At 67.3% G+C, this 18,484-nt stretch carries 14 protein-coding genes and 1 tRNA gene; 7 read left to right on the top strand and 8 right to left on the bottom strand.

Annotation, left to right across the window (positions count from 1 at the left end; translation table 11 throughout):
• Positions 1 to 3 precede the first annotated feature (3 nt).
• Positions 4 to 1,521: a cryptochrome/photolyase family protein gene (locus tag ACO2Q9_RS04405; protein WP_423308688.1), complete on the bottom strand. Its 1,518-nt coding sequence runs from the start codon at positions 1,519 to 1,521 to the stop codon at positions 4 to 6.
• Between the two features lie 34 nt (positions 1,522 to 1,555).
• Between ACO2Q9_RS04405 and ACO2Q9_RS04400 the strand changes: the two genes are divergently transcribed.
• From ACO2Q9_RS04400 to ACO2Q9_RS04375, 6 genes are read left to right on the top strand one after another with little or no spacing between them, the layout of a single operon-like run.
• Positions 1,556 to 2,158, top strand: a complete 603-nt coding sequence (locus tag ACO2Q9_RS04400; protein ID WP_423308686.1) for a YqgE/AlgH family protein — start codon at positions 1,556 to 1,558, stop codon at positions 2,156 to 2,158.
• 2 nt (positions 2,159 to 2,160) lie between these two features.
• Positions 2,161 to 2,577, top strand: a complete 417-nt coding sequence (gene ruvX, locus ACO2Q9_RS04395) for a Holliday junction resolvase RuvX (protein WP_423308684.1) — start codon at positions 2,161 to 2,163, stop codon at positions 2,575 to 2,577.
• Positions 2,574 to 3,077: a bifunctional pyr operon transcriptional regulator/uracil phosphoribosyltransferase PyrR gene (gene pyrR / locus ACO2Q9_RS04390; RefSeq protein WP_423308682.1), complete on the top strand. Its 504-nt coding sequence runs from the start codon at positions 2,574 to 2,576 to the stop codon at positions 3,075 to 3,077. The genes ruvX and pyrR overlap by 4 nt, the downstream gene beginning before the upstream one ends.
• Positions 3,078 to 3,079: 2 nt before the next feature.
• Entirely contained in the window at positions 3,080 to 4,051 is a 972-nt protein-coding gene (locus ACO2Q9_RS04385; protein ID WP_423308679.1) for an aspartate carbamoyltransferase catalytic subunit, read from the top strand.
• Positions 4,048 to 5,355, top strand: a complete 1,308-nt coding sequence (locus ACO2Q9_RS04380; protein WP_423308677.1) for a dihydroorotase — start codon at positions 4,048 to 4,050, stop codon at positions 5,353 to 5,355. Before ACO2Q9_RS04385 ends, ACO2Q9_RS04380 begins: the two co-directional genes overlap by 4 nt.
• A gap of 7 nt (positions 5,356 to 5,362) precedes the next feature.
• Positions 5,363 to 6,097: a lysophospholipid acyltransferase family protein gene (locus tag ACO2Q9_RS04375; protein ID WP_423308675.1), complete on the top strand. Its 735-nt coding sequence runs from the start codon at positions 5,363 to 5,365 to the stop codon at positions 6,095 to 6,097.
• Positions 6,098 to 6,118: 21 nt separating this feature from the next.
• On the opposite strand, the gene ACO2Q9_RS04370 is transcribed toward ACO2Q9_RS04375, so the two are convergent.
• Positions 6,119 to 7,189, bottom strand: coding sequence for an ABC transporter ATP-binding protein (locus ACO2Q9_RS04370; protein WP_423308673.1), 1,071 nt, complete (start codon positions 7,187 to 7,189; stop codon positions 6,119 to 6,121).
• Between the two features lie 68 nt (positions 7,190 to 7,257).
• Here ACO2Q9_RS04370 and ACO2Q9_RS04365 point away from each other — a divergent pair, with 68 nt between their 5' ends.
• On the top strand, positions 7,258 to 8,895 hold the full coding sequence (locus ACO2Q9_RS04365) for an ABC transporter permease (protein ID WP_423308671.1): 1,638 nt from the start codon (positions 7,258 to 7,260) through the stop codon (positions 8,893 to 8,895).
• A 314-nt stretch (positions 8,896 to 9,209) separates the two neighbouring features.
• Here ACO2Q9_RS04365 and ACO2Q9_RS04360 read toward each other — a convergent pair whose 3' ends face one another.
• From ACO2Q9_RS04360 to ACO2Q9_RS04335, 6 genes are all read right to left on the bottom strand, one after another.
• Positions 9,210 to 10,211 carry a serine hydrolase domain-containing protein gene (locus tag ACO2Q9_RS04360; protein WP_423308669.1) on the bottom strand — a complete coding sequence of 334 codons (1,002 nt, stop codon included), beginning with the start codon at positions 10,209 to 10,211 and terminating at the stop codon, positions 9,210 to 9,212.
• 47 nt (positions 10,212 to 10,258) lie between these two features.
• The gene (locus tag ACO2Q9_RS04355; protein WP_423308667.1) at positions 10,259 to 11,218 is read right to left on the bottom strand and encodes a succinylglutamate desuccinylase; all 960 of its coding nucleotides are present in this window, start codon (positions 11,216 to 11,218) and stop codon (positions 10,259 to 10,261) included.
• Positions 11,219 to 11,230: 12 nt separating this feature from the next.
• Positions 11,231 to 12,259, bottom strand: coding sequence for an alpha/beta hydrolase family esterase (locus tag ACO2Q9_RS04350; RefSeq protein ID WP_423308665.1), 1,029 nt, complete (start codon positions 12,257 to 12,259; stop codon positions 11,231 to 11,233).
• Between the two features lie 299 nt (positions 12,260 to 12,558).
• A tRNA-Arg gene (locus tag ACO2Q9_RS04345) sits at positions 12,559 to 12,633 on the bottom strand.
• A 34-nt stretch (positions 12,634 to 12,667) separates the two neighbouring features.
• Positions 12,668 to 16,567, bottom strand: a complete 3,900-nt coding sequence (locus ACO2Q9_RS04340) for a translocation/assembly module TamB domain-containing protein (protein WP_423308663.1) — start codon at positions 16,565 to 16,567, stop codon at positions 12,668 to 12,670.
• The gene (locus tag ACO2Q9_RS04335; RefSeq protein ID WP_423308661.1) at positions 16,567 to 18,480 is read right to left on the bottom strand and encodes an autotransporter assembly complex protein TamA; all 1,914 of its coding nucleotides are present in this window, start codon (positions 18,478 to 18,480) and stop codon (positions 16,567 to 16,569) included. The genes ACO2Q9_RS04340 and ACO2Q9_RS04335 overlap by 1 nt, the downstream gene beginning before the upstream one ends.
• Positions 18,481 to 18,484 lie beyond the last annotated feature (4 nt).

The following is an 18,484-nucleotide window of genomic DNA, read 5'->3' as shown; positions in this document are numbered from 1 at the left end:
CTTTCATTTCTCCGGCGCTTGTTTTTCAGGCGTTTTTCCGCTCTTGACCACCGCATAGCGCGCGAGCGTCCGTTCGCGCGCCACCGCGTGGTCGACCACCGGCCGGGGGTAGTTGTCTCCCAGGCGGACGCCAGCGGCCTCCAGCTCGACAGGACTCGCTTTCCATGGTGCATGGATCACGCTGTCCGAAAGCCCCGCGAGTTGTGGCAGGTACTTGCGGATGAACTTGCCCTCGGCATCGAAGCGCTCGCTCTGGCTCACCGGGTTGAAGATGCGGAACCATGGCTGCGCGTCACATCCGCTGGAGCTGGCCCATTGCCAGCCGCCGTTGTTGGCCGACAGGTCGAAGTCGTTGAGTTTTTCGGCAAAGTACGCTTCGCCGCGCCGCCAGTCGAGGCCCAGGTCCTTGCACAGGAAGCTGGCCACGACCATACGCAGCCGGTTGTGCATGTAGCCGCTCTGGTTGATCTGCGCCATGGCCGCGTCCACCAGCGGATAGCCGGTGCGGCCTTCGCACCAGGCCTTGAACATGGCGTCCGCATGCTTGCCCTGCTCCCAGTGGATCTTGTCGTATTCGGGCCGGAAGCTGTGGGCCAGGCCCTTGGGGCCGGGCGTGGCGACATGCGGAAAGTTGGCAAGGATCTGGAAGTAGAAGTCGCGCCAGACCAGCTCGGACAGCCACGTGGCCGCGCCGCGGCTGCCCTGCGCCGTGAGCTGCCAGGCCGTGCCCGCCAGCTTGCGGATCGACACCGTGCCAAAGCGCAGGTGCACGCTGAGGTAGCTCGGCCCCTTCACGGCAGGGAAGTCGCGTGTTTCGTCGTAGCGGTCGATGCGGTCGAAAAAATCCTCGAACAGTTCGCGGCCCCCTGCGCTGCCTGTGGGGATCGGCAGTTCCGCAAGGTTGCTGGTCTTGAAGCCGATGTCTTTCAGGCCCGGCACATCCTGCTGCCAGTCGCCCGGGCGAGTCGCAAGCCCGTCGGCGTATTTCTCCACGGGATAGGGGCGCAGGTAGAACTCGTTCACCTTGGCGAGCCAGGCTTTCTTGTACGGCGTGAAGACGGCGTAGGGCTTGCCGGTCTGGGTGAGCACTTCCTCACGCTCGAAGACCACCTGGTCCTTGTAGGTCTGCAGCACCACGCCTTCCTCGGCAAGCTTGCCGAAGACCTGTGCGTCCCGCTCGATGGCCGACGGCTCGTAGTCGTGGTTGGCGAAAACGGCCTGGGCCTGCAGCGCGTGGGCGAGACGGGGAATTTCCGCCACGGCCGATGCATGCCGCACGACGAGCCCGGCACCCGCGCGGCCGGCCAGCTTGCGCAGGTCCGCGTCGAGCGCGACAAGCGACTCGCGGATGAATTCGACGCGCCGGTCCTCGCGCGGCAGCGGATCGAGGATGTCCTTGTCCAGCACGAACACGCAGAGCACTTCGCGGCAGTTGCGAAGCGCGTGGTAGAGCGCGGCATTGTCATCGGCGCGCAGATCGCGCCGGAACCACATGAGCCCACGGGCATAAGGTTTGTCCATAACCGTCCGGGTGTGCACCGTCTAAAATGCGGGCATGCCTGCCGATTCTGCCTCCTCCATCAACCTGACGCATCACTTCCTGATCGCGATGCCGGGCTTGCAGGACGAGGTGTTCTCCAGGAGCGTCGTCTACCTGTGCGAGCACAGCGAGCGCGGCGCGCTGGGGCTGGTGATCAACAAGCCCAGCGACATCAACCTGCGCAACCTGTTCGAGAAGGTCGAACTCCCCCTTCACCGCAGCGACCTGAAGGAAGCTCCCGTGCTGCAGGGCGGCCCGGTGCAGACCGAACGCGGCTTCGTGCTGCACGAGGCCATTTCTGCCGGGGAAGACAGCTCCGAAGCGGTCTACGCGTCCACCATGTTCATCGAAGGCGCAGGTCTGGAAATGACCACCTCCAAGGATGTGCTGGAAGCCCTGTCCACCGGCGCGGGTCCGCGCAAGGTGCTGGTCTCGCTGGGCTATTCCTCGTGGGGCGAGGGCCAGCTCGAATCCGAACTGGCCGAGAACAGCTGGCTGACTGTGGGGGCCGACCCGGCCGTCATCTTCGACACCCCCATCGAGCAACGCTACGACCGCGCCCTGGCCTTGCTGGGCCTGCAGTCGTGGATGCTCTCGCCTGACGCGGGGCACGCCTGAACATGAGCACGCCCGCCGTGCCCGACGTTCCCCCCCATCTGCAATCTTTCCTGGCTTTTGACTACGGCGCCAAGCGCACAGGCGTTGCCACCGGCAACCGCATGCTGCGCACCGCCACGCCGCAGGGCACGATCCGCGCCGAGGGCGATGCGCGCTTCGAGCCCGTGGGCGCACGCATCCGCGAGTGGCAGCCTGACGCGCTGGTGGTGGGCGTGCCCTTCCATCCCGACGGGGCCGAGCACGAGAACACCGCGCGCGCGCGGAAATTCGCGCGCCAGCTCCGCGGGCGTTTCAACCTTCCGGTGTATGAAGTGGACGAGCGCTACAGTACGACCGAGGCGGCCGCCGGTGGCAGCGCCGACCTGGACGCAGCCTCGGCCTGCATCATCCTGGAGCAATTCCTGAGGAACATCCCATGAGCAGTTTGACCCTGGACGCGGAAGCGCTCTACCTGGAGCTGCTGCGCGGCGTGCGCAACCTCCTGGCGGGCGACGGACCGGTCCATCTGGCGGGCATCACCTCGGGGGGTGCCTGGCTGGCCGAACGCCTGCAGAAAGACCTGTCGTTGGCCGGGCAGCCCGGCATCATTTCCTCGGCCATGCACCGCGACGACTTCGCGCAGCGCGGCCTGTCGTCCGGCGGCCAGACGAAGCTGCCCTTCGAGGTGGGCGGCGCGCGCATCGTGCTGCTGGACGACGTGCTCTACACCGGCCGCACCATCCGCGCTGCCATCAACGAGATCTTCGACTACGGACGCCCTGCGTCCATCTCGCTGGCCGTGCTGGTGGACCGCGGTGGACGCGAATTGCCGGTGCAGGCCGACTACGCCGCTGCCCGTGTGGCGCTGCCTGCCGGGCAACTGCTGGCGCTGGCCCGCGACGATGCGGGCCGGTTCAGTTTTCATGTGGAAGACCAATAACAATGCCATCCCGAAGCAATCCCCAACTCAACCAGCATGGTGAGCTGACGCACCTGCTGTCCATCGAAGGCTTGCCGCGCGACATCCTCACGCACATCCTGGACACGGCAGTCAACTTCGTGAGCGTGAATGATCGCGAGGTGAAGAAGGTGCCGCTGCTGCGGGGCAAGAGCGTGTTCAACCTGTTCTTCGAGAACAGCACGCGCACACGCACCACGTTCGATATCGCGGCCACGCGGCTGTCGGCCGACGTCTACACACTCGACATCGCACGCTCGTCGGCGTCCAAGGGCGAGTCGCTGCTGGACACCATCGCCAACCTGTCGGCCATGGCGGCAGACGTGTTCGTGGTGCGGCACAGCGAGAGCGGCGCGCCCTACCTCATCGCCCAGCACGTCGCGCCGCACGTGCACGTGGTGAATGCGGGCGACGGCCGCCACGCGCACCCTACGCAGGGCCTGCTGGACATGTACACCATCCGGCACTACAAGAAGGATTTCTCCAACCTCACCGTCGCCATCGTCGGCGACGTGCTGCACTCGCGCGTGGCGCGCTCGGACATCCATGCGCTCACGACGCTCGGCTGCGCCGAGGTGCGTGTGGTCGGCCCGCGCACGCTGGTGCCCGGCGACATGGCGCAGATGGGCGTGCGCGTGTGCCATACCCTCGAAGAAGGCATCAAGGGCTGCGACGTGATCATCATGCTGCGCCTGCAGAACGAACGCATGAGTGGCGCGCTGCTGCCGTCCAGCCAGGAGTTCTTCAAGAGTTACGGCCTCACGCCGGAGAAGCTGCAGCTGGCCAAGCCGGACTGCATCGTCATGCACCCGGGGCCGATCAACCGCGGGGTGGAGATCGACTCTGCCGTGGTGGATGGCAAGCAGAGCGTGATCCTGCCGCAGGTGACCTTCGGCATCGCCGTGCGCATGGCGGTGATGAGCATCGTGGCCGGCAACGTGAGGGAGCACGCATGAAAATCCTGATCAAGAACGGCCGGGTGATCGACCCGGCCTCCAACTTCGACGACGTCGCCAGCATCGCGATCGCCGCCGGCCGCATCGTGAGCATCGGTTCGGCGCCTGCGGAATTCGCGCCGAACCGCACCATCGACGCGACCGGCTGCATCGTCGCTCCCGGGCTGGTGGACCTGGCGGCACGGTTGCGCGAGCCGGGCCATGAGCACGAAGGCATGCTGGAAAGCGAAATGGCCGCGGCCGTGGCCGGCGGCGTCACCAGCCTCGTGTGCCCGCCCGACACCGACCCCGTGCTCGACGAGCCGGGCCTGGTGGAAATGCTCAAGTTCCGCGCCGAGAAATTGCACCAGTCGCGCGTGTTCCCGCTGGGCGCGCTCACCCGCAATCTCGCGGGTGAAGTACTGACCGAGATGGCCGAGCTCACCGAGTCGGGTTGCGTCGGCTTCAGCCAGGCCGAGGTGCCGCTGGCCAACACGCAGGTGATGCAACGCGCACTGCAGTACGCCGCGACCTTCGGCTACACCGTGTGGTTGCGCCCGCAGGACATGTACCTGGGCAAGGGCGTCGCCGCCAGCGGACCGCTGGCCACGCGCATGGGTCTCGCCGGCGTGCCGGTGATCGCCGAAACCATCGCGCTGCACACCATCCTCGAACTCGTGAAGGTCACCGGCGCACGCGTGCACCTGTGCCGCATCTCCAGCGCGGCCGGCCTCGAACTCGTGCGCGAAGCGAAGGATGCCGGGCTGCCGGTGACTTGCGATGTGAGCATCAACTCGCTGCACCTCACCGATGCCGACATCGGCTTCTTCGACAGCCGTGCGCGGCTGAACCCGCCTCTGCGCCAGCAACGCGATCGTGACGCGCTGCGCGAAGGTCTGGCCGATGGCACGGTCGATGCGCTGGTTTCCGACCACACACCGGTGGACGAGGATGCCAAGACGCTGCCCTTCGCCGAAGCCGAGCCTGGCGCCACCGGGCTCGAACTGCTGCTCAGCCTCGCGCTCAAGTGGGGCCAGGAAAGCGGAGTGGGCCTCACGCGTGCGCTGGCCGTGCTGACGAGCGAACCGGCGCGCGTGCTTGCGCCAGCACTCGGAACACTGCAGGCCAGCACGGGGCGACTGGCCGAAGGCGGCGTGGCCGATCTCTGCATCTTCGATGCCGCCACGGAGTGGACTGTGACGGCCGATGCCTTGCAGAGCCAGGGCAAACACACCCCCTTCGGCGGATACGAGCTGCCGGGCCGCGTGCGCTGCACGCTTGTCGGTGGGCACTTCGCCTACGAGCAGGCCACGAACGCAGCGTGAACGTAACGTGAAGGGCCTGCGCGCGCTCTGGCGGATGCTCATCGGCTTCGGCCATGTGCTGCGCGGGCTCGCGATCATCATCGTGCGCTTCCCGCGCATGACGCAGCACCAGCGCAACCTGCGCGTGCAGGTCTGGGCCGCGGAGATGCTGGGCATCCTCGGCATCACGCTGAAGGTCACGGGCCAGCCGCCCGTGAGCGGGCCGGCGCTGCTGGTGGCCAACCATATCTCGTGGCTGGACATCCTGGTCATGCACGCGGCGCGGCACTGCCGCTTCGTCTCCAAGTCCGATGTGAAGCACTGGCCGCTGATCGGGCGTCTCGCCACCGGCGCCGGCACGCTCTACATCGAGCGCGAATCGCGGCGGGATGCGCTGCGCGTCGTGCATCACATGGCCGACAGCCTGCGTGGGGGCGATGTGGTCGCGGTGTTTCCCGAGGGCACGACCGGCGATGGGCGTGCGATGTTGCCTTTCCACGCGAACCTGATGCAGGCGGCCATTTCCGCGCCGGCGCCACTGCAGCCCGTGGGCATGCGTTTCGTGGACGCAGCGACGGGCGAGACGAGCTTCGCGCCCAGCTACATCGGCGACGAGACCTTGATCGGCTCCATCTGGCGCACTTTGACCGCACCGCCCATCGTGGCGGTGGTCAACTTCGGCGAGCCCTGCGAGCCGCAAGGCGATCGACGTGCGCTGTCACGCCTGATGCACGCGCAGGTGGACAGCCTGCGCAAACTCTGACCGGCGGCAGTTGCGTGGCGATCAGCCGCGCGGGAAGGTGACCACGTGGTCGATTTGCGGCCGGATGCCGATCCACTCGCCGATCTGGTGGTTGTGGTGACTGGGCACGTGGGCCAGCACGACTTCGCCACTGGCCAGACGCAACGTGTAGAGGAATTCTGAACCGCGGAACAGTTTGCGCAGGATTTGCGCCTTCACCGGCGCCGCGTCGTCGTGCACGATGTCGTCGGCACGCAGCAGCAGGTCGTGCTGGCCGGTGCCGTCGTGGCCATGGCCGCCGTTCGAATGATGGCCCACGTCGGCAAGCTCACCGAGCACCGTGCTCACCACGACGCGGCCAGCCTCATCGCGCACCATGGCCGGCGTGAACACGCCATGGCCGATGAAGTCCGCCACGAAGCGCGTCGCGGGTCGATGGTAGAGCGTGTACGCATCGGCCCACTGGTGCAACCGGCCCTCGTGCATGACCCCGATCGCGTCGCCGATGGCGAAGGCTTCCATCTGGTCGTGCGTGACGAAGAGCGCCGTGGTCTGCGCCTGCTTGAGGATGGTGCGGACTTCGTGCGCGAGCCGCTCGCGAAGGTCCACATCGAGGTTGGAAAAGGGTTCGTCCAGAAGCAGCAGGCGGGGGCGGGGCGCCAGTGCACGCGCCAGCGCGACGCGTTGCTGCTGGCCGCCGGAAAGCTCGTGCGGATGCCGCGCCTCCATGCCCGAAAGGCCCACGAGCGCGAGTACCTCGGCCACGCGGGCGGTGCGTTCGGCACGCGGCAGGTGATGGATGCCGAAGCCGACATTGCGGCCGACGTCCAGATGCGGAAAGAGTGCGTAGTCCTGGAACACCATGCCGATGCGGCGCGTCTCGGGCGGCATCTGGCCTTGCGGGCTGCCGACCACGTCACCTGCAAGGCGGATGTCGCCGCCGGCCACGGCTTCGAGGCCGGCCACGGCGCGCAGCAGGGTGGTCTTGCCGCAGCCCGAAGGGCCGATCAGCACGCCGATGTCGCCAGCCGCGAGGCCGAACGAAACGGCATCCACGGCAGGCTTCTGCCGGCCAGGGTAGCGCACCGACAGTTGCGAGACTTCCAGGAACATGCGGCCATTGTAGATGTCAGATGCTTACAATTCTCATTTGCACTGAGCGCCGCGAGGCCTTCCGATCCATGTCCTTTCCCCAGCAGCGCAGGCTGCAGCCCGTTCTCCTGCTGCTCGTGGGGCTGGTGATCACGCTGCCGGTGCTGGCCGTGCTCGGCTCGTGGCTGCAGTGGAACGAGGAGACCGCGCAGATCCTTTCCGGGATGTCGCGCACCGTATTGCCCGACTACGCGTGGACCAGCCTTCGCCTTTGCCTGATGGTCGGCTTCGGTGCCGCAGTGCTGGGCATGGCGACGGGCGCGGCTGTGACGCTGTTCGATTTTCCGGGCCGCCGCACCTTCGAGTGGCTGCTGCTGCTGCCGCTGGCCATGCCCGCTTACGTGGTGGCGTATGCATACACCGACTTCCTGCAGTTCAGCGGCCCGCTGCAGGTGTGGATGCGCGAGACTTTCGGCCTGCGGGGTCGCCTGCTGCCTGAAGTGCGCAGCGTCGGCGGCGCGGCGTGGGTGTTCATCTTCGCGCTCTATCCGTATGTGTACCTGCTCGCGCGTGCGGCGCTGGGTGAGCGCGCCGCCCATCTGATGGAGGCTGCACGGCTGCTCGGTGCACCGCTGTCGCGCCGCATCCTGCGCATCGCGTTGCCACTGGCGCGGCCTGCCGTGGCCGCGGGCGTGGCGCTCGCGCTCATGGAAACGCTGGCGGACTTCGGTGTGTCCAGCTACTTCGGCATCCAGACTTTCACGACCGGCATCTACAAGGCCTGGTTGTCCATGGACAACCGGATCGCCGCCGCGCAGCTTGCGACTGTCTTGCTCATCGTGGTGATCGTGCTGCTGCGGCTGGAGCAGGGCGCGCAAAAGCGCATGCGTTTTGCGGCGGGCCGTGGCGCGCGCGCGGGTTCCGCTGAAGCACGACCCGTGCGGCTGCGCGGCGGGCCGCTTGCCGTGGCGTGGCTTGTCTGCGCACTGCCCGTGCTCATGGGCTTCGCGCTCCCGGTGCTCTTCATGCTGCGACCTCTGGCTGCAGACTGGTCCGTGCTGCCGTGGGACCGTTTCATCGACTGGGCCTTCAACAGCGTGCGTCTCGGCGCCATCAGCTCGGCACTGGCCGTGATGCTCGCGCTGGGCCTGGCGTTTGCGGTGCGTCGCGCGCCCGACGTGGTCACGCGCGGCGTGACGCAGCTCGTGAGCCTGGGCTATGCAGTGCCTGGCGCGGTCATCGTCGTCGGTTTGTTGCTGCCCGTGGGCTGGATGCAATCGGCATGGCCGCAATCCGGTGCGGGCGGGCTGGTCACGGCGACCATCGTCGGCATCGTGTGGGCGTATCTCGTGCGCTTCTCGGCGGTGGCGCTGCAGTCCATGCAAAGCGGCTATGCACGCATTCCTGTGAGCCTGGACGATTCTGCGCGCGTGCTCGGTGCGAACGCGACCGGTCTGCTCGCGCGCGTGCACTGGCCGCTTCTGCGGCGCACCACGGCTGCGGCGGCGCTGCTCGTCTTCGTCGACGTCATGAAGGAACTGCCCGCCACCATGGTGCTGCGCCCTTTCAACACCGACACGCTGGCCGTGGTGGCCTATCAGCTCGCGCGCGACGAACGCCTGGGCGAAGCCGCGCTGCCGTCGCTCGCGCTCGTGATGGTGGGGCTGATCCCCGTGCTGCTGCTCAGCCGGACGCTCCGCTCCCGCCAGGAGGCTGCGCGCGGATAAGGACTGGATGTCCATCCATATATCTGCTACAATCGCGCCTCGCCGACACGCCGCTACATGTGCAACACGCATTTGCGGCCTCTGCCGGATGCCTGGCCAGGCAAAGCCGTATCTCACGGCGGCACGTCGCAGAGAGAGCTTCCGACGAGAAAAACAACAAGTTCTCCAGCATGTGAATGTGCCGTAACGTGGGTCGCGTAAGAGCCCACGACCAATTCCCGAAGCCCGCATGAAACCCATGCGGGCTTTTCAGTTTCAAGGCCCCGGCGTCGCACCATCGAGCGGTGTACATGCCCGCATAGCACTGCCCGGGGCTACTTCATCTCCAGGCGCTTCTGCGCTGCCTTGAAAAGACGGCCGCGCGCGAGCCGGGTGGCCTGACCACGCTCCTGACTGCCAACCGATACGGTCGATGTCACGGCGATCACGAGGTCGAGCGGCGGGTGCACCATGACCAGTTGCCCCGCATAGCCACTGGCAAAGTATGTCGTTCCCGAGGGCACCCACCAGAACAGCCCGTACGGCAGGCCGGCAGGCGGCCCCCCTGCGCTGTGCGGCTTGACCATGTCTGCGACGAAACTCGGAGGCAGCAACACTTCATTGCCCCAGCGGCCGTCCTGCAGGACGAGTTGCCCGAGTCGTGCCATGTCGATCGTGCGCATGGACACAAGCCCCCGGGCGTACGAAGGTTCTTTCATCCCGAGAGGCTTCACCAGGTGCTCGCTCGCGTAGTCGACGTATGAGCGCCCGGTGACCTTCTCCAGGATGGCCCCGACCATCACGGGCATGCTGTTGTCGTAGGCAAAGAGCTGGCCGGGCTGGCCACGCAACGGTCTCGCCCATGCTTGCGCAGGCGGGAGCGGCGGCGCAATGCCGGTGGCGTCCTGCACGGCGAAGCCGGATGTCATCGAGAGCAGGTGACGCAGCGTGATTGCCTGTGCGCGCGGATCTGCATTGAGGGACTGCCATTGCGGCATCAGGTCCAGCACGCGCTGGTCGAGCGATGTGATCTGCGCGCGCTGCATGGCGATTCCCATCAGCACAGCCAGCGCACTCTTGGTCACGGACTGCATGTCGCGCAGTGTGTCGGGGTTGCCATCGCGGTAATACTGGTAGACGGTGCGCCCTTGCAGCACGACCACCACGCTCTGCACATCACCCATGCCTTCGGCGATGCCCTTGTCGAACCCCTCGAACGCGATGGCATCGAGGCGTTGTTCATCGGCCGTCGAATCGCGCCAGGAGAACGCCGTCTGTGCAAGGGCGGACGTTGCGGCGAACAGGCAAAGCGAGAAGGACAGGACTGCGGCGCGCATGAATTCTCCGTCGATGGTGTGATGCCGCATCTTCCCCGCGATCCGGCTCAGGACGATACCGGCCGCGTGAGATAGCACGCTTCCTTGCCGAGCACCACATCCTGCGAGGGCATGAAGACGGTGCAATCGTCGCAGGGTGCGACGATGTTCTCCGTGCCATTCACCGCAATCAGCTCGCCTTTTGCGAATACCTCGAAGCCGATCACCGGCTTGATGAAGTGGAAATCCATCGACTTGATGACGTGCGTCTCCAGCAACTCGAATCGCCGCTGCGGCTGAGCGGCGGCAGCAGCCGGGTGCGGGTCCGTCAAACCGAAGTGCGCGATGAATGCCAGCGCCACGTCAGTCGCCAGGTCGGCAGCAGACTGCGCGAAATGCTGGCCGCACTCCACGACCACCGCCGCGCCGGCCGTGCTCTGCGCATCGCCGTGCGCCCCGTGCTGGATGAGCGGCGTGCCCGAGCCCAGGCCGCGCGGCATCACCAGATGCACCGGCGGGCGGCCGATGGCGGTGGCCAGTGCGGCATTGCGCGCATGGGCCGGGTAGACCCAGAAGGGCACGACGGGTTGCGAAGTGGAATGGATGTCCAGGATGTGATCTGCCGCGGCCACGACCGGCCGCAGTTCGCGTGCACGGCGCAGTTCGGGGCTGTCGGTCGCGTCGTCCAGCTCTGCCGCCGACCAGACGCGGTTGAGGTTGTGCACCAGTTGCCGGCTCTTGAACGGATGCTCGATGTCGAACGACTCGTACGCGGCCACGTTGGCGAAGCTCACCGTCAGCGTACCGATCTTCGGCCGCAGCCCCGCGTCGAGGATGTGCGTGGCGGCGACCATGCCGCAGATCTCGTTCCCGTGCGTGAGTGCATTCACCAGCACGTGCGGTCCGGGCTTGCCGGATTCGAAGCGGTGGACGTAGTCGATGCCCGTGTTGCCCGTCTTGTAAGCCGACAGGTCACGCGGCAGGACTTCGAACTTCGGGATGTAAGGCTGGGTCTGGGCTGCGGACATGGTGGGCGCAGTCTACCGCGGCGATCGCCTGTGGCTCAGGAAGAAAGCGACCATTGCTTCTGAAGCATCCACGGGCGACCGGGCCGTGAACTTGCCGGCATCTGAACCGCCTGCCCAGGCATGTCCCATATCGCCGATCGACCAGGATTCCACCTGCACACGTCCTTGACGATCGACCCAGCGCGAGACCGTGACTTCGTTGCTGCCGGATGCACCGGCCTGCGCAGGCCATGGAAGAGGGACGAGTTGTCCGCCCGTCGACTTCGAAGCTGCGCGCAATGCGGCGTCCACAATCCGGGCTGCGTTGACAGGATGGACCAAGGTGTCGTCACTGCCGTGGAAGACGATGGTCGGCACAAACACCGACGGCGTGGAGACGACACCTGAGGGCCCGTGACGCATCACGCGCAGCGCTTCGTAGGCGTTCGATGCGGCGCCCAGCGGCACACCGGAATGGCAGGCGACGGCTGCAAAAACATCGGGGTACGCATGGGCTGCAACCAGCGCCATCGCGCCACCCGCCGACATGCCGGCCAGGTAGATGCAGGAGGCATCGGCTCCCGCCTTGCGTGCCGCGTCCAGTGCCAGGGCGCTGATCAACGCCGACTCCCCGGACTGGCCTTGATGATGGCGGGCAAACCAGTTCCAGCATCGCATCCTGTTGGCGCGCTGGGTCTGTTCAGCGTAAGCCACGGCAAACCCGTAGTGCTCCGCCAGCTTGTTCATGTGGCTGCCTTGCGCGAAGTCCTTCGCATCTTGCTGGCAGCCATGGAGCATCACCACGAGGGGCAGGGGGGACCCGGCCTGGAACTCCGGCTCGTACAGCCAGTACGCCCGTCTGCTGCCCTCCCACTGAAGGAACCGCCGCGCCATTTTTCCACGGCCGGCGGCAGGGCGCTCTTTCGCCGCTGGTGGCGTGGCCTTGCGCAGCAACTGTTGAAATGTCTTGATGAATTTGGGACGAGGCGCTCGGGTGATGTGCCGTGTTGCGCCAAGGAAGCTGGACAGCAACGAAAGGGAACTCGCCCGGCGGGTGGCCATATTGCTTCAGTATTGCTGGGCGAGCGCAGAAGGCGTCGGCGACTTGGGCGTGGTCGGGTCGCAAGCGGCGACTGTTGCGGCAGCCAGGCAAAAAGAACAGATGGCGATGATCGGACGCATGGCACAACTCCAGCGGATTTGAATGGTTCGATCATCGGCACTCTGGATTCTGCAATCGTCGGCATGGTGCGGGCCAGGGCGTAGGACCGCAGCGTGTTCAGTCGGCGGGTAGGAGCACTCCGACGGCGAGCGAATGTGTTGCCTGACAGGTGAGCCGTTGTTGAGGTGACATTTTCTACTGGTCCCCTCGACAGGAATCGAACCTGTATCTAGCGCTTAGGAGGCACTCGTTCTATCCATTGAACTACGAGGAGCGGACGCAGAATTGTATTGCGCTTGCGTTGGCGCTCAGTCGTAGCTCAGCGTGTAGATCAGATCAACTGCGCTGGTCTCGCCGGTCTGGGCGCGCAGGGTGAAGCGGCGCGAGAGGTCGTAGAACACGTACAGGGTGCCGAGCGCGCCCGACAGGTTGCGTTCGTACGCCGCGTAGAAATTGCGCGAGAAGCGCTTGCCCAAGGTGACGGCGCCTTCGACCGTCTGGCCGGACTCGCTGGTGGATGAGCCGCGAACCGAAAGCTCGTCCAGCCCCAGTGCCGACGCCAGGCCGCCGGACATCGCGCCATTGCGGCTGCCCAGCAGGGCGAGGGCAGCCTGTTGCAGCAATGCGGCCTCTGCGCCGCCGCTGGCGGACGAGCGGCCGAGCACCAGCCACGACAGCTTTTCCGCATCGCTCATGTCGGGTGACGCGTAGAGCCGCACGCGCGGCAGCAGCGCCGTGCCGGTGATCTGCACGCCGACTTTCTGGTCCGAGAGCATGTTGGCGCGCAGGGCCAGGATGTCGAGCGTGGGGTTGTCGGGCGTACCGGCGAAGCGCACCACGCCGCGCTCCACGTCCAGCCGCTGGCCGTACGCGCGGTACTGACCTCCGATGGTGCGCACCGAGCCGTTGAGCAGCGGTGAGGCGAGCGAGCTGCCGGTGAGTTCCAGCTCGCCGGCCACGCGCGTGTCGATGCCACGGCCCTGGATGCGGAAGTCGCGGCCGAGGTCGATGCGCACGTCCATGGCGAGCTTGCCGCTTTCCTTCGGTGTTGCGGTCTCGGGTGCGGTGCGCTCCGGCGCCTTCTCGCCCGATGCGACGGCGGTGCCGCTGCGCACCACCACGTCACTGCCCAGCGCTGGTTTGCTTTCATCGGGCAACAGGATGTTGGCCTGATCGACGAGCAGTTTGCCGGTGAGTCTGGCGTCGCGGCCCGCGAGTTCGGCCACGATGTCGCCCGACACGGTGAGCTGCCGGTCGGTGCGGATGCTCGCGCGCAGTTTGCGCACCTGCGCCTGCAGCCGCGCCTGTGCCTTGCCGTCGATCCAGCCTGCTTCGCCTTGCGCGACGAGTTGTCCGCCCGCGCCCTTGTCGCCCGCGCCTTCGAGCAGGAATTCGGTGATTCGGATGCGCGTGCCCTCGAGCTGTGCACGCAACCGGCCGTTGCCGAACTCGATTCCGTCCACCACCGAGCGCAGCGCCAGGTCGTCGGCCTGCAGGCTGCCTTGCAGCGACGGTGCGGTACGTGTGCCTGCGATGGCGATATCCGCACCCAGCGATCCGCGCAGTCGCCAGCCCGGCGGCGCGAGCACGGACCACACGCCGATGCGCGGCAACTGCGCGCGCAGATGGCCGCTGAGGGGCGCGTCCGACGGCCATGTCCAGCCGCCGGCGTTGGCAGTTTGCGGGTCGGCGGGTTGCCGGGCCAGCCGCGTGCCGAGTCGTCCTTGCGCCGTGCCCGCGCGCTCACTGTCCCAATGCAATGCGACGCGCAACTGTTCGCCTTCGTTCTCCACGTCGACGCGTGCCGTGCGCACGCCCGCAGCCACGCGCGTGGCGGAACCCGCACCGTCTTCCGCGCGCACGGTGACGTCGCCGCTGCTGCGCGCAAGGCTCGCCTTCAGCCGCAGGCTGTCGGCCAGCACGGCATCCCAGCTGCCGTCGAACACGAGGTTGCCGGTCAATCCGAGCCCCGCCATCTGCTGACCGGCGATGAGCTCGAGCCAGGCCATGGGCAGGCCCGTCACGCGGCCTGCCGTGGTGAGCTCGCCCGCACGCCATCGCACCGGTTGCCAGGCGATGACGGCAGGTGGCGTCGAAGACGTGGGCGCGGCGAGCGTCGCCTCGCCCGCGCCCGCTTCGAACGAAGTGCGGTCCTGGCCGCGCAACGCCACGGGTCCGCGCAGCGTGACGCGCCATGTGCCGGCCCCCAGTGCGGGTTCTTCGATCGAGGCGTCGAGTGCGCCCACGCGCAGTTGCCAGGGCAGCCGTGTCCAGGTGCCGGGGTCCCACGGCGTGCCCACGGCCGAAGTGAAACCCGTCAGGCCACCTTGCGCCGCGGCTTGCAACGTCATGCGCTGCGTGCCGCGTGCCAGGCGTCCGCGAAGCGAAAGCGTTGCGTCGGCCAGCTTGCCGTTCGCGCCGAATTCGGCGGCGCGCAATTCCCATGCGGCGCCTTCGCCCATCCGCAGGTCCAGCGACGGTGCGGACAAGCGGGCCTGCACGGCGGGATCGCGCCATCCGCCCTGCCAGCGGAGGCCCAGGTTCGCCTGCCCTCGGATGTCGACGCCGCCGTCGATGCCACGTATGGCGTCGCCCAGGGCCGGAATGCGCGACAGCCAGGCGAGAAGTTGTGCAGCGTTGGCGACATCGGCGTCGAGTTGCCCGTTCCCGGCAGCCGGGCCGGCGCTGCCGCTCGCGTCGATGCGGGCTCCGGGGGCCGTGATGGTTGCGCGGCCTTCGACGGAGGGCGCGGCGGGCCGCACGCGCAGCGCTGCATCGATGCGCGCGTCGTCTGCGCGTACGAGCAATGTGTCCAGCGTGAGCAGGCCATCGGCCCATCTGCCTTGTGCGCGCGCTTCACGCAGTCGCAATGCGCGTGCGTTGGCAGTCGCAGCATCGCCGGCCTTCGATGGGCCCTCGAGCGTGGCGGTGGCGAGTTTCACGTCGAAGTTGGTCGAAGACCCGGCGCCATTGGCGTTCGCCTCCGCATCGAGCGGCAGCGCAGCCATGGCGCCGTGCACACGCTGGGGCTGGATACCTCGTGCCTGCGCGCGGAGCTTCCACGCCAGCCGCGTCGCATCGGTCCATTCGCCGCTGGCGGTGAGACGGCCGCCAGCGAGTCGCGCATCGAGTTGACGCACCAGGCCGACGCCATTGCGCCATTCGCCATGGCCTTCGAGCCGCTCGACGGGCACGCGGTTCTGGTCGATCGGACCGGGCAGGTCGTTGTCCAGCGTGGTCGCCAGTGTCCAGGAGTCCGGATGCGCAGGGTCGGGCCGAACGTGACCGTCGCCGCTCAGGCGTGTTTGCGGCGCGCCGGGCCAGAATGCTGCAAGATCGAGTTCGCGGAATGTCGCCTGCGCATGCTGCACGGGTTGCGGAGCCCAGGGCGTCACGCGGGCTTTCAGGGTGGCGCGCGGCGTGTCCTGCGATTTGGCGGCGGACGACGCCGGGGTGCTCGCCACGGCATTCGCGTCGATCTCGAGTTCCGTGAGTGGGCCGTTGATGCGCGCCTCGACCGTGAGCGTGGTGGGGGTGTTCGCGCCTGGAACCGTCGTGCCCAGCACCCCCGCGATTTCAGCGTCGAGCTGCATCGCGCCGCGCGCGCCAACCGAGGCCTGCCCCTTGTAGCTGCCTTGCGCGACGGTGACGTTGTCGATGCCCACGCGATGACGCAGGCCGTCGAAACGATAGGTGGCGCGCAGCTCGCGCGCCTCGAACGCGGGCCTGCCCTGCCACTGCAGTTGGCCGACGCTCAGCGTGCCGACGGCGACGCCGATGGGCAAGGCGAGCGACACGGGCGGTGTGGCCTGCGTCGTGGATGGCGCGCGGCTGTCGGCAACACCGACCCGCTGTGCGCCGAGGCGATCGAGCTGCACCGTGCCCGCGAGCAGCCCGTATGGCTGCCAGGCCAGCGTCACTTCGTGCGCCTCGACGCGCAGGCCGTCCTGTTCCCAGACGACGAGGCCGATGCGGCCGTCGCCGCGCAATGCACCGGTCACGTCGCGCAGTTGCAGGGCTTGCATATCGGGCGCCCAGCGCGCAGCCAGGCGCCATGCGGTGGCAAGTGATCCGTCCTGACCCGCCCACCACCACAGGCCCGTGACGCCGGCAACGCCGGCTGCCACCAGCACGCCGACCGTGCCCGCTGCCCAGCGTAGCACGCGCGCCAGACCTTGCCGTTTCTGGGGAGCCGCGGTGGTTGCCATCAGAAAACGAACCCCACGCTCATGTGCAAGCGCAGCTTCTTCGTCTCGACGCCGTAAGCCACGTCGACTTGAAGCGGCCCCACCGGACTGCGCCAGCGTGCCCCGGTGCCGATGCCGACTTTCGGCCGCAGCGAGCCCACCGAATCGGCCACGGCACCGGCGTCCATGAATACTGTGTGTTCCCAATCGGTCGGCAGGCCGTCGCTGTAGATCGGCCGCTGCCATTCGACACTGCCTACCGCCATGTAGCGGCCCGGCCGCACGATGCCGCCTGGCACCTCGATGCCTATGGATCGGTACGAATAACCGCGGACCGTGCTGTCACCGCCGGTGCGGAACAACTGCGTTCCCGGCAGCCGTGCGCTGTCTGCTGCGATCACGGCGCCGGCCTGCGCGCGCATGGCCAGGCGGCCGCGTCGCTCGCCCATCGGCAGCACGCTGAGCCAGCTGCCGAGCACGCGTGTGAAGGGTTTGTTCTCGTTGCCTAGCGTGGTGCCGACGCCAAGTTCGAGGCCCAGGCCATAGCCGCGCGACGGGAAGGGCAGGCTGTCGAAGTACCGGCCGGTCCACACATAGTTGGCGGTGATCGCCGAGCCATCGCCCAGGTCCGAATCGTCCACCACGGCGCGTGCCGAAGGCGAGGGCAGCACGTTGGCGCGGTCGTACTGCAGGTAGATGTTGCGGTCGATCGCGTCTTCGTTCTTGCTCTGGCCGAAGCGCAGGCGCTGTGCATAAGTGAGCAGTTGGTCGTCATCGAGGCGTTCGGCACGGCCAAGTGCGCCCCAGCGCCAGCCGTCCGCGCCGGGCGGCGCAAGCCAGTCGGTCTGCGCGTGCGGCGACTTGCGCTCGGCCTGCAGCGTGTTGGTGACGCGCCACCCGATGCCGGGCACGCGGTTGTGCGTGTGCTGGATGGACGCGCGCGGCCCGCTGTCGGTGGTGATGCCGACGCCGAGGACGACCCTCTTCATGGGTGCTTCGCGCACCTGCACCTGCACCGGCGCTGCATTCGGGTCTGCATCGGGGTCGATGAAGATGTACGCGGAGTCGAAATAGCCGCTGCTCGTCAGTCGCTGCTGCGCATCGTTCAGGCGCGCCTGGTCGTAGATCTCGCCTGGCTCGATGCGCGCCAGACGCGGCACGATGAGCGGGTCGTAACGCTCCATGCCGCTGACCTTCGTCTCGCCCAGCCGGAACAGCGGGCCGGACTCCATCGTCACATCCAGCCGCGCGCTGCCGGTGTCGGCGTCGATGTCCGCCAGGCTCGAGGAGATGCGGCCGGACGGGTAGCGCTTGACGGTGAGCTGTCGCAGCGCGGAAGCCTTCGCGTTGTCCCAGCCGTCCTGTGTGAACCGGCGGCCTTGCGGCAGCGTCCACAGGCGGCGGATGTCCTCACGCTGCGCGATTGCAGGCGCTTCTTCGCGGCCGGTCTCCGTGGCAATCGCGCCGGAGAAGCGCAATTCGACGGCGCGCACCACCGTTGCAGTACCCGGCTGAACGTCCACGATGACTGCGGGGCGTGCGGGCCGCTGTTCGCGATGGATGTCGACCTGCGGGTTGAAGTAGCCGAGCGTGCCCAGGAGGTTGCGGACGTCGCGCGTCGCCAGCGTGACCAGGCGCGCGAGTTCGGCTTCGTCGATGTCGGTAACAGCACGATAGCGCTGTAACTCCATGTGCTTTTCGAGCATTTCGCGCACGTCGTCTGGCGCGCGGACCTCGATGTCGAACGCTGCGGCTTCGACCACGGCGTCCTTCGTTCCGACAGCACCCTGCGGCGTGACGGAAGGTGTCACGCGTGCGGGCGGCGCGGCGCTGTCCTGCGCCCACACCGCTTGAGGCCAGCAGAAAGGGAAGGTGCCTGAAACAAGAGCCGCACAGGCGACGGCGCGTGCTTGTGCGGCACGGGGGAAATTCACGCAG

Source organism: Variovorax sp. VNK109 (assembly GCF_049445855.1).
Taxonomy (GTDB): domain Bacteria; phylum Pseudomonadota; class Gammaproteobacteria; order Burkholderiales; family Burkholderiaceae_C; genus JAGOCV01.
This window is presented reverse-complemented; position numbering and strand designations above follow the sequence as displayed.

Bases quoted from the DNA above. Each gene is read 5' to 3' on its own strand.
- ACO2Q9_RS04360 (WP_423308669.1), bottom strand. From the start codon at position 10,211: ATGCGCGCCGCAGTCCTGTCCTTCTCGCTTTGCCTGTTCGCCGCAACG.
- ACO2Q9_RS04355 (WP_423308667.1), bottom strand. From the start codon at position 11,218: ATGTCCGCAGCCCAGACCCAGCCTTACATCCCGAAGTTCGAAGTCCTG.
- pyrR (WP_423308682.1), top strand. From the start codon at position 2,574: ATGAGCAGTTTGACCCTGGACGCGGAAGCGCTCTACCTGGAGCTGCTG.
- ACO2Q9_RS04405 (WP_423308688.1), bottom strand. From the start codon at position 1,521: ATGGACAAACCTTATGCCCGTGGGCTCATGTGGTTCCGGCGCGATCTG.
- ACO2Q9_RS04400 (WP_423308686.1), top strand. From the start codon at position 1,556: ATGCCTGCCGATTCTGCCTCCTCCATCAACCTGACGCATCACTTCCTG.
- ruvX (WP_423308684.1), top strand. From the start codon at position 2,161: ATGAGCACGCCCGCCGTGCCCGACGTTCCCCCCCATCTGCAATCTTTC.
- ACO2Q9_RS04350 (WP_423308665.1), bottom strand. From the start codon at position 12,259: ATGGCCACCCGCCGGGCGAGTTCCCTTTCGTTGCTGTCCAGCTTCCTT.
- ACO2Q9_RS04370 (WP_423308673.1), bottom strand. From the start codon at position 7,189: ATGTTCCTGGAAGTCTCGCAACTGTCGGTGCGCTACCCTGGCCGGCAG.
- ACO2Q9_RS04385 (WP_423308679.1), top strand. From the start codon at position 3,080: ATGCCATCCCGAAGCAATCCCCAACTCAACCAGCATGGTGAGCTGACG.
- ACO2Q9_RS04365 (WP_423308671.1), top strand. From the start codon at position 7,258: ATGTCCTTTCCCCAGCAGCGCAGGCTGCAGCCCGTTCTCCTGCTGCTC.
- ACO2Q9_RS04340 (WP_423308663.1), bottom strand. From the start codon at position 16,567: ATGGCAACCACCGCGGCTCCCCAGAAACGGCAAGGTCTGGCGCGCGTG.
- ACO2Q9_RS04380 (WP_423308677.1), top strand. From the start codon at position 4,048: ATGAAAATCCTGATCAAGAACGGCCGGGTGATCGACCCGGCCTCCAAC.